General features: G+C 52.2%; 12 protein-coding genes. 3 read left to right on the top strand and 9 right to left on the bottom strand.

Features of this window, described 5'->3' with window-relative positions; all coding sequences use genetic code 11:
- The first annotated feature begins 71 nt into the window (after positions 1–71).
- Together PCI15_RS12430 and PCI15_RS12425 are read left to right on the top strand one after the other, a co-directional pair.
- Positions 72–1,001 carry a DMT family transporter gene (locus PCI15_RS12430; RefSeq protein WP_271270284.1) on the top strand — a complete coding sequence of 310 codons (930 nt, stop codon included), beginning with the start codon at positions 72–74 and terminating at the stop codon, positions 999–1,001.
- Between the two features lie 62 nt (positions 1,002–1,063).
- Positions 1,064–1,471, top strand: a complete 408-nt coding sequence (locus PCI15_RS12425; protein ID WP_271270283.1) for a secondary thiamine-phosphate synthase enzyme YjbQ — start codon at positions 1,064–1,066, stop codon at positions 1,469–1,471.
- Positions 1,472–1,529: 58 nt separating this feature from the next.
- Here PCI15_RS12425 and PCI15_RS12420 read toward each other — a convergent pair whose 3' ends face one another.
- The 9 genes from PCI15_RS12420 to PCI15_RS12380 all read right to left on the bottom strand — a co-directional run bounded on the left by PCI15_RS12420 (position 1,530) and on the right by PCI15_RS12380 (position 7,929).
- On the bottom strand, positions 1,530–3,074 hold the full coding sequence (locus tag PCI15_RS12420; RefSeq protein ID WP_271270282.1) for a methyl-accepting chemotaxis protein: 1,545 nt from the start codon (positions 3,072–3,074) through the stop codon (positions 1,530–1,532).
- A gap of 282 nt (positions 3,075–3,356) precedes the next feature.
- Entirely contained in the window at positions 3,357–3,896 is a 540-nt protein-coding gene (locus PCI15_RS12415; protein ID WP_446680443.1) for a chemotaxis protein CheW, read from the bottom strand.
- Between the two features lie 15 nt (positions 3,897–3,911).
- Positions 3,912–4,688 (bottom strand): hydroxypyruvate isomerase family protein, encoded by a 777-nt coding sequence (locus PCI15_RS12410; protein ID WP_271270281.1) that lies wholly within the window; start codon positions 4,686–4,688, stop codon positions 3,912–3,914.
- Positions 4,681–5,619, bottom strand: coding sequence for an NAD(P)-dependent oxidoreductase (locus tag PCI15_RS12405; RefSeq protein WP_271270280.1), 939 nt, complete (start codon positions 5,617–5,619; stop codon positions 4,681–4,683). The genes PCI15_RS12410 and PCI15_RS12405 overlap by 8 nt, the downstream gene beginning before the upstream one ends.
- A 29-nt stretch (positions 5,620–5,648) precedes the next feature.
- A complete protein-coding gene (locus PCI15_RS12400; protein ID WP_271270279.1) occupies positions 5,649–5,984 on the bottom strand; it encodes a TusE/DsrC/DsvC family sulfur relay protein in 336 nt (111 codons plus the stop codon).
- Between the two features lie 12 nt (positions 5,985–5,996).
- On the bottom strand, positions 5,997–6,293 hold the full coding sequence (gene tusB / locus PCI15_RS12395) for a sulfurtransferase complex subunit TusB (protein WP_271270278.1): 297 nt from the start codon (positions 6,291–6,293) through the stop codon (positions 5,997–5,999).
- Position 6,294: 1 nt separating this feature from the next.
- Positions 6,295–6,663, bottom strand: coding sequence for a sulfurtransferase complex subunit TusC (tusC, locus tag PCI15_RS12390; RefSeq protein WP_271270277.1), 369 nt, complete (start codon positions 6,661–6,663; stop codon positions 6,295–6,297).
- A gap of 23 nt (positions 6,664–6,686) precedes the next feature.
- Complete coding sequence (gene tusD / locus PCI15_RS12385) at positions 6,687–7,079, bottom strand: sulfurtransferase complex subunit TusD (RefSeq protein WP_271270276.1); 393 nt, start codon at positions 7,077–7,079, stop codon at positions 6,687–6,689.
- Positions 7,080–7,245: 166 nt separating this feature from the next.
- Positions 7,246–7,929, bottom strand: a complete 684-nt coding sequence (locus tag PCI15_RS12380) for a Bax inhibitor-1/YccA family protein (RefSeq protein WP_271270275.1) — start codon at positions 7,927–7,929, stop codon at positions 7,246–7,248.
- Positions 7,930–8,154: 225 nt separating this feature from the next.
- Here PCI15_RS12380 and PCI15_RS12375 point away from each other — a divergent pair, with 225 nt between their 5' ends.
- Positions 8,155–8,907: a pseudouridine synthase gene (locus PCI15_RS12375; RefSeq protein ID WP_271270274.1), complete on the top strand. Its 753-nt coding sequence runs from the start codon at positions 8,155–8,157 to the stop codon at positions 8,905–8,907.
- The last annotated feature ends 44 nt before the right edge of the window (positions 8,908–8,951 follow it).

Genomic DNA, 8,951 nt, shown 5'->3' with positions numbered 1-8,951 from the left:
TATGATATCGACTTATATTAGGGCGCTGCAAATAATATCCGTACTGATTAACTGATACGGACAGAGTGCCGATGAGTGCATTAAATACACGTACAGAGCAGCAGGCCTTGCTGATGATAATGGTGGCTACGGCGGCGCTGTCGGTGAAAGGGATTATTGCCAAATTTGTCTATGCCTCCGGTACGGATATAACAGTCTTGCTGTTATTGCGCTTTGGGGTAGCTGTGCCTTTGTTCTGGATCTGGTATGGCTTTCAGCGAAGCAGGGAGCAAGTGAGGCGGCAAGCTGCTGTCGGGATGTCAGCCAGAAAGCAAGTGGGGCAGCTGTTGATTACCAGTGGTTTGTTTTTTGCGGCCACCTATGCCGATTTTCAGGCGCTGTTGCTCATTGATGCGGGCTTGTCCCGGCTGATTCTGTTTACCTTCCCGGTATTCGTTGTGCTGTTCAGTGCTGCTGTGAACCGTTCCGTACCGGGAGGGTGGCAGATAATCGCCCTGTGTCTGGCATACGCAGGTCTGGTGATTATTATGTGGCAGGGCAACGGCATGACAGGTGAATATGCCCATCGGTCAGAAGGGATTGCCTGGGCATTACTGGCGGCGGTGTCATATGCGGCATACCTGATGTACAGTCAGCGGGTTATGCGGCATATGTCATCAGCACTGTTTTCAGCCGCCAGTGGCAGTTTGATTCTGTTGTTCATGGTCGCGTTCTACTGCCTGCAGGGCCGGCCTGTGTTGCACTATAGCGCTGAAGGCGCTGTCTGGAGTGTAGTGATTGCAATTGTATGCACGGTTGTGCCGTTCCTGCTGATGCACGAAGCGATTCGCCGGGCCAGTGTGGAGCGGGCCAGCCGTGTTGCGCTGGCGGGGCCGGGAATGACGCTGTTGTTTGCCTGGTTGCTGTTAGATGAGGCGTTGTTGCCGTTACAGATTGTCGGGTGCGTTATAACGGTTGCAGCAATTGCCTGGCTGGAAAAGCTGCGCTCAGCGGACCCCTGAGTTGATTATTTTTTCCCGGTGGCTAAGCTGGCCACAGATAAATATCAGCACAGGTGACGCAGATGGTAACAACACTGGAAATCAATACCCGTGGGCAGGGATTATATGAGTTTACAGATCAGCTTGCTGCGCTGGTGAGTCGCAGTGGTATCTCAGATGGCCTGTGTACCATTATGATCCGGCATACCAGTGCCAGTCTGTGTATTCAGGAGAACGCTGATCCCAGTGCTCAGCATGACCTGGAGCGCTGGCTGAGCAGGTTGGTGCCGGAAAATGACGCGCTGTACACCCATATCTTCGAAGGTGCCGATGATATGCCTGCGCATATTAAAGCGGCGCTGACAGCTACCAGTCTGTCGGTGCCGGTTCAGGACGCAAGGCTGATGCTCGGAACCTGGCAGGGCGTATTTTGCTGGGAGCATCGCCATGGCAGCCATCGTCGCAGTATCGCAGTGCATATTGGCGGCTAAAGTGCAGATCTGAAATTAAAACGGCCGCTGTTGCGGCCGTTTCTGTTTCTTAAAGTGGTTATTTAGTTCGGCTGACAATCTGGGAAAGGTCTGCCACCAGTGCGGCCAGTTCTTCGCTGGCATCGGTTGTCTGGCTGACCGATTGGCTGCTTTGTTCTGAAACGGTGCGTATCGACATGATGCTGTTGCTGACTTCCGTTGCTGCAGCGCTTTGTTGATCTGCCGCGCTGGCGATCTGATAAGTGCCCTGGGAGATGGTGTCGATGGATACCGCGACCTCTTCAAATGCATGGTTGGCCTGCAGTGCCTGACCGATGCTGGTCTGGGCTTTCTGCTGGCTTTGTTCCATGGTATTAACAGTGATGTTGACCTGTTTCTGGATGCCGTCGATGGTCTGGTGAATCTCACCGGTGAATTCCTGAGTGCGTTGGGCAAGCGCCCGGACTTCATCAGCCACTACGGCGAATCCGCGGCCATGTTCGCCGGCACGGGCTGCTTCGATCGCAGCGTTCAGAGACAGCAGGTTGGTCTGGTCGGCGATGTCATCAATGATGCTTATAGTTGCACCAATTTCCTGTGCCTGATTCCGTAGTTGTTCAGACGACTGAGAGGCTGTGCTGACATCTGCCACCAGTTGTTCGATGCTGTGATGCAGGGTGTTGATGATCGCTTTCCCGGACTGTGTCTGAGTCACTACGCGCCGGGTTTCGTCAGAGGCCTGCCGGGTGTTGGCAGCTATTTCATCAGCACTTGCTGACATCTGTTCCGCGGCAGATGCGAGCATATCCGTTTCATTGTTCTGTTGTTCGATGCCGGTGCTGGTTTTGATCAGCGCATCCCGTGTGGTGTGCATGACACTGTCCAGGGTACCAATGGCGTCTTCAATACGGCCGGTGATTGTCCGTAACTGTGCTTTTTGCATCCGCATGGCCAGTTCGACTGCGCCCGTTTCATCCATGCGGCCGGTCATTGCAAGTTGTGCAACGGGGTTGTCATAAACTTCACGGGCATTGCTCAGCAATTTCTGTAGTGGGTTCAGCAGGCGGTAAGAGGCATAGCTAACAGCACCGGCAGTTGCTGTCAGCAGTAACAGTTTGCTGGCTGTGTCCAGTGGTATAAAGCTTGCCGAGCCTGCTGCAGCCAGGCCTGCGAGCAGCGTAGCACCCATGCGCACCATCAGGCTTTGCCGTGTAAAAGACGCGCTGGATCCGCTGTTCAGGCGTTTGTAGAGTTTGCTTGCCAGTTGTTTTTCTTCATCACTCGGGCGGGTGCGGACAGACTGGTAGCCGGTTTTACTGCCGTGGCTGTCATAAATAGGCGTGACAAAGGCTCTGACCCAGTAGTGGTCGCCATTTTTGCAGCGGTTTTTAACCAGTCCCATCCAGGGCTGATCCTGTTTCAGGTGTTGCCACAAATCAGCAAATGCAGCTTTTGGCATGTCGTTATGGCGGACTATATTATGGTGTTGCCCGACCAGCTCGTTCAGGCTGTAGCCGGATACATCAACAAAGTCCTGATTAGCATAAGTAATCCGACCATCAAGATCAGTGGTCGAAATCAGTCGGGTTGCGGCTGAGTACTGGCGTTCGGTGTTACTGGTCAACCTGATATTCTCCTCGCAAAGCACCGGCGGGTGGGGCTTGCCGGGTAATGTACATGCACTGTTTGTTGTGCCTGAAAATGGCGGAAGAGTAATATTAGATTAACTAATAAGCAAAGCGATGGTCACCAAAATGATGATAATTTCAGCGTCTGTTCAGCTTGTTGTCTTATTGGAGTTTAATGGCGGATGCTAAGGCTTTCAGAGCATCGGAAAGTGCTGTGCTCAGGCAATAAAAAACCCCTGGCCACAGGGCAGGGGTTCAGAGGTGTAAAACGGGTCTGATTAAGCGTAATCAGGGCTCAGGCTGCGGTAGCCCGAGAGCATTTTAACCAGATCCAGCAGGATAATAAGCTGCTCATCCCGGTAGCAAACGCCCTGTACGTAATGCCGGGCGGTTTCGTCACGACCCAGATTCGGTGCGCGGTCGACTTCGCTGATTGGCAGGTTGATTACCTCATCAACGCCGTCCACCAGCATGCCGATTACTTCTTCCTCATCAAACTCGGCAACCACGACGCGGGTGTCGTTGTTGATGTCTGAGGCTGGCAGATTGAACAGATCGCGGGTGCTGATGACTGTTACCACATTACCCCGCAGGTTAATGATGCCGAGAATGCCCGGTAATGAACCCGGAACAGGGGTGATTTCGGTATAACGCAGTACTTCCTTAACCTGCATTACATCAATGCCATAAAGCTCTTCAGCGACTGTGAACGTCGCCCATTGCTTCATTTCTTCCTGAGTTTGGCCTTTTTTTTCAAGTTCGGAGTCACTTAATTGCTCCAGCTCATGAAGGTGTTTCGTGGCTTCTTCAAAACTCATAGTTCACCTACAACCTTATTTTGATTGATTTAACCAACTGAGCCCCGTCAGGGTGCTGGTCAGTGGTATATATTCAAGACTGACAGATCCCGCATAAGATGTCGCGTCAATTGCATTGAAAACATTGGTGAAATTGATTTCACCGGTACCTGGTTCGTGACGGCCAGGTACATCTGCAAACTGTATGTGGCCAATCCGGTCAATGTTTTCCTGCAGGGTTTGAATCAGATTCCCCTGCATAATCTGCATATGATAAATATCAAACTGCAGTTTCAGATTGGCATGTCCAACCTCAGCAAATAGCTGCCATGCCTGATTGCTGGTGCAGAGGAAAAAGCCAGGAATATCCTGAGTATTGATTGCCTCACTGACCAAGCTTATACCTTCAGCATCACATGCTACAGCCGTATTGTATAGATTACGGATAAACGTTGATTTTACTTGGTCTTTTTCACTATTTTGGGGAGTAATGCCCGCCAGCAAATTAATTTTCTTGCAGTTCAGGGCTGTTGCATACTGAATCGCTCTGGCAACCCCTTGTTGTTGCTCGTCTATTCTGTCCGGATGGCAGGCAATGCCCCGTTCTCCGGTGGCCCAGTTACCGGCGGGGGCATTTATCAGAATCAGGTCCAGTTCATGCCGTTCCAGTTGTTCTTTTATCTCAGCGATGCTCAGTTCATAGGGGAACTGTATTTCAACCTTTCTGAAGCCCGCCTCCGCGGCTGCGGCAAAGCGTTGCTTCAGTGGCAGTTCGGTAAAGAGCATGCTCAGATTAATGGCAAAATCAGGCATCCCGGTGCTCCGTGTCATATCTGGGTGTGGCCGCCGGGGCTGTTGTAGGCTTGTCGTTCAGGCGGGCGGGCTGATTCAGGGCTTCAAGCTGCAGCAATAAACCGCTGTGATCAACGTCTTCAAAGCCCTTGCTTAGCATTTCCTGATATTGCTCGTAAACCCGCTGTGAGAGGGGCAGGGTCAGTGATTCTGCCCGGGCGGTGTCCAGAATCGTGCGTAAATCTTTGAGCTGTACTCTGGAAGTTGCTCCCGGGTTGAACTGCCGGTCGATCATACGCTGGCCGTGCAGTTCAAGGATTCTGCTGCTGGCAAAGCCGCCCATCAGGGCTTCTCTGACGGCCGCCGGGTCCGCACCACCTTCCGCCGCCAGCAGCAGGGCTTCAGAGACCGCGCCAATGGTAATGCCGACGATGGCCTGGTTGGCGCATTTAGCCAGTTGTCCGGAACCTGCCGGGCCGATATAGGTGGATTTACCCAGGGCAGCAAAGACAGGTTGAACGGCATCAAATGTCTGCTTACTGCCGCCGGCCATAATTGACAGGGTTGCCTGGGCAGCGCCGACAGTCCCGCCGGACACCGGGGCATCCAGGTAGTTAATGCCGGCTGCCACGAAAGTGGCAGCATGCTGCTTGGCCAATTCCGGTGGGATGGAACTCATGTCTATTACTGTCGCGCCGGGCTTAAAACTGCTGATGCCTGCCTGTTGCAGTAATACGTCATCAACAATGGGGCCGTTTTCCAACATAGAAATGACAATGTCCGCCTGCTTAACTGCGCCGGCCGGTGTCTCGGCAGCTTCTGCGCCATGGGGGCACAGGGCCCGGGCTTTGCTGGCGGTACGGTTCCAGACGGTGAGGCTGAATCCTGCGTTCAGCAGATTGGTTGCCATAGGATGACCCATCAGGCCGATGCCCAGAAAAGCGATACGCATATTAGCTCCTGAAAAGTAGGTGTCCGAGATCAGAGGCAGTTGGTTGGCTTGGGTAAGCCCGCCAGTTTACTGGCAAGCTTGGCCGGGCTGCCCGGAAAAAGCTGCATCAGATACATGCTCTTGCCTTTGTCGGCGCCTAACTTTAAACCCACCGCCTTTACCAGTGGCCGCATCGCCGGAGACTGCTCATAGGTGTGATAGAAATCCCGCAGGATCTCGATAACCTGCCAGTGATCATCTGTCAGTGTCAGGTTTTCTGTACTGGCCAGCTGCTCGGCAACCGACCGGTTCCAGTCATTCAGGTCCCGCAGGTAGCCTTCTTTATCAAGTTCGATGGTCTGGCCATCAATGATTAACTGTGACATGTAGATTCCGAATCAGGCCCAACTGACAACAGGATGATGCTGACAGCTAAGTTCAACAAAGGTGCTGTAAGAGGCAGGCTTAAACAATGGGTTGAGTGTGGTCAGGCCGCGGGCATCAGTATCCGCTGACAGTACGTAGCAATCAACCGCAAGGCTTTCTGCATGCTGAAACAGTGCGCTGTAAGCGTCAAGTGCGCCATAAACGCCGTCTTCTATCAATAGCAGTGCATCGCCTGCCTGCAGGGCGTTAAGGCAATCCTGTGTGGCGGAGCTGCCGGACGGGGCTTTATTAAGGGTATGTAAACTCATTTCAGAAACTCATTACCTGGTCGTGACGGCTGATCAGTGTGGCTATTTGCTGGTCATCCAGTAATTCTGCAGGCAGGCTCAGCTGTTCTTTTTTCAGTCCGCGTTGCTGCAGTGCGCTGGCGGACACAAAAATCTGGTCGATGTCGTACATGGGCAGGGCCGAAAGATTGGCCGCGAGATTCTTCTGACCGATTCCCTGCGGCTGCTGATCCTGCAAAAGCTGAAAGACGCCGTCCGCCAGGAACAGCAGGCTGATATCCTGCTCAAAAACAGATGCGGTTAACGCGACATCAAGTGCGTCGCGGGCCGCTGAAGAGCCGTAAGGGGCTTGTCGGTTTATCAGCAGAAAGGATTTTTTAATCTGACTCATGGGGTGTCCTGTAGGCTGCTGAGTTAAGGAGCAAAGGTAATCATGCGGTCTGAAATCATCGCCGCTTCTACCAGCTGACCAAGGCCGGATAACTGGTAGTTATCCTGCAGGTTGCCGGCCGGTTTTTCATGACGTTTGGCTTCACCCTCGTCGAGTACACCCCGGCGTACTGCGGCAGCAATGCACACTACCAGATCAAGATCATTGTCTTTCGCCAGCTGTTGCCATTCGTTAGGAATATGCATTTCATCCTGCGGCGGAGTCGCCAGTTTTGAGCCGGTGTGGACAGCATCCGCATAAAAGAAAACACGGTGAAGGGTGTGGCCCTGTTGCAGCGCTTCCCTGGCGAACTGAACAGCGGTGGCGACGCTCTGGCTGCTATATGGCGCGCCGGTGATAAGCAGAGAAAAGATCATAGTTAATAGTATCTGTACCAGTAAAGCATTTCGCAGTGATACGGTAATGTGTACTGCGTGAAAGCCAAAATATTATGGCCAAAAAAAAGCCCTGCATTTGCAGGGTTTTAGTTTAACAAGGCTTAGCCCGTTGAAGAAATAGGCCAGGCTGTTTTATCTGTTGGGATCAGTCGTCGCTGAAAGCACCGATCAGGCTCAGCAGGTGTACGAACAGGTTGTAAATGTTCAGGTACAGGCTGACAGTTGCCATGATGTAGTTGGTGTAGACGCCGTTAACGATGTTGCTGGTGTCATACAGGATGAAACCGGCCATCAGCATTACGATCAGGGCAGAGAACGCCAGGCTGAATGCGCCAACCTGAACACCGAAGAACGGCAGGGCAATCAGGGCAACCATGGAAATCAGGGCAACCATCATGCCGGCAGCCAGGAAGCCACCCATGAAGCTGAAGTCTTTCTTGCTGGTCAGCACGTATGCAGACAGACCCATGAATACTGCGCCGGTCATGCCCAGTGCAGTCATGATGATCTGACCACCGTTAGCCATTGCCAGGTAGTGGTTCAGTAATGGTCCCAGACCAAAACCCATCAGGCCGGTGAAGGCAAATACCATAGGTAATGCCCATACGGAGTTTTGCATTTTGTTCAGGGCAAAAATCATGATGAAGCTGACAATGATGCTGCCGATGTAGAGCATGAACGGAGGATTCATTGCCATGGAAATACCCGCAGTGACTGCGCTGAAGACCAGTGTCATCGCCAGCAGCATGTAGGTATTACGGATTACTTTATTGGTTGCCAGAACCGACTCTTGCGAGCGCGGGGCAGCCATAGTATCGATATTACGCATTGTATCCCTCGATAAAATCTTAATGATGTTGCTTTATATATATAGGATTTTACTGTTATTTCAACTCTGTGTGCATGAAAAAAAATTAAAAAAAGCGGAAAAATCCTTATGAATTATAGGTCTATAGGCTTTGTCAGGTTTAGTCTGTACCTCGGTGGATGCTGGCCGTATGATACGGCGCCTGAATTAGCCGTAAGGCCGGTTAACTGATATGACGGTATTGTTTTGACTGAAATAAGCACAACTGAACTGAATGTTCTTTTTGAAGACGATTATCTCCTGGCAATCGATAAGCCTTCCGGGCTGCTGGTGCACCCGAGCCCGATTGAAAGGCGGGCAGAAAATGCTGTCGCGCTGTTACGGGGGCAGAGAGGTTTAAAAGCCTATACGGTTCATCGTCTGGACCGTCCGACGTCAGGGGTGTTGCTGTTTGCCAAAGACCCACAAACCGCCCGGGCCATGAGTGAGCAGTTTGCGGCCAGAGAAACAGACAAGACCTACCTGTGTGTTTGTCGCGGATATACAGATGCAGAGGCGGTCATTGATTATCCGCTGAAGGAAGAGCTGGATAAGGCGGCGGATAAATTTGCAAATCCTGATCAGCCTGCAAAAGAGGCTGTGAGTGCATACCGAACCCTTGGCCATGCAGAACTGGATATCCCTTCCGGTCATTTTCCCACCAGTCGGTACTCACTGGTTGAAGTCAGGCCGAAAACCGGCAGGAAACACCAGATCCGCCGTCATATGAAGCACATATTTCATCCTATTATCGGTGATACCAAGCATGGTGACGGTCATCACAACCGGATCTTCCGGGATACGTTCGGCCTGCAACGTTTGCTGTTATTGGCAACCCGGCTGGAGTTTACCCACCCTCATAGCGGTGAGCGGGTGTGTGTGACCGCTGAGCCGGGTGAATGGGAGCGCTCTCTGTTCGCTGAGCTTGGATGGGCTGATGTCGCCCAGACAGGCGGCTGATAGGAGCGAATCGGGTATACTTGGGTTTTTAAACTGAACGGCGA

It is taken from the genome of Aliamphritea hakodatensis, from assembly GCF_024347195.1.
In the GTDB taxonomy this organism is placed as follows: domain Bacteria; phylum Pseudomonadota; class Gammaproteobacteria; order Pseudomonadales; family Balneatricaceae; genus Amphritea; species Amphritea hakodatensis.
This window is presented reverse-complemented; position numbering and strand designations above follow the sequence as displayed.

Excerpts from the sequence above, each read along its gene's own strand:
- PCI15_RS12430 (WP_271270284.1), top strand. The coding sequence starts at position 72 with ATGAGTGCATTAAATACACGTACAGAGCAGCAGGCCTTGCTGATGATA.
- PCI15_RS12425 (WP_271270283.1), top strand. The coding sequence starts at position 1,064 with ATGGTAACAACACTGGAAATCAATACCCGTGGGCAGGGATTATATGAG.
- PCI15_RS12415 (WP_446680443.1), bottom strand. The coding sequence starts at position 3,896 with ATGAGTTTTGAAGAAGCCACGAAACACCTTCATGAGCTGGAGCAATTA.
- PCI15_RS12410 (WP_271270281.1), bottom strand. The coding sequence starts at position 4,688 with ATGCCTGATTTTGCCATTAATCTGAGCATGCTCTTTACCGAACTGCCA.
- PCI15_RS12405 (WP_271270280.1), bottom strand. The coding sequence starts at position 5,619 with ATGCGTATCGCTTTTCTGGGCATCGGCCTGATGGGTCATCCTATGGCA.
- PCI15_RS12400 (WP_271270279.1), bottom strand. The coding sequence starts at position 5,984 with ATGTCACAGTTAATCATTGATGGCCAGACCATCGAACTTGATAAAGAA.
- tusB (WP_271270278.1), bottom strand. The coding sequence starts at position 6,293 with ATGAGTTTACATACCCTTAATAAAGCCCCGTCCGGCAGCTCCGCCACA.
- tusC (WP_271270277.1), bottom strand. The coding sequence starts at position 6,663 with ATGAGTCAGATTAAAAAATCCTTTCTGCTGATAAACCGACAAGCCCCT.
- tusD (WP_271270276.1), bottom strand. The coding sequence starts at position 7,079 with ATGATCTTTTCTCTGCTTATCACCGGCGCGCCATATAGCAGCCAGAGC.
- PCI15_RS12380 (WP_271270275.1), bottom strand. The coding sequence starts at position 7,929 with ATGCGTAATATCGATACTATGGCTGCCCCGCGCTCGCAAGAGTCGGTT.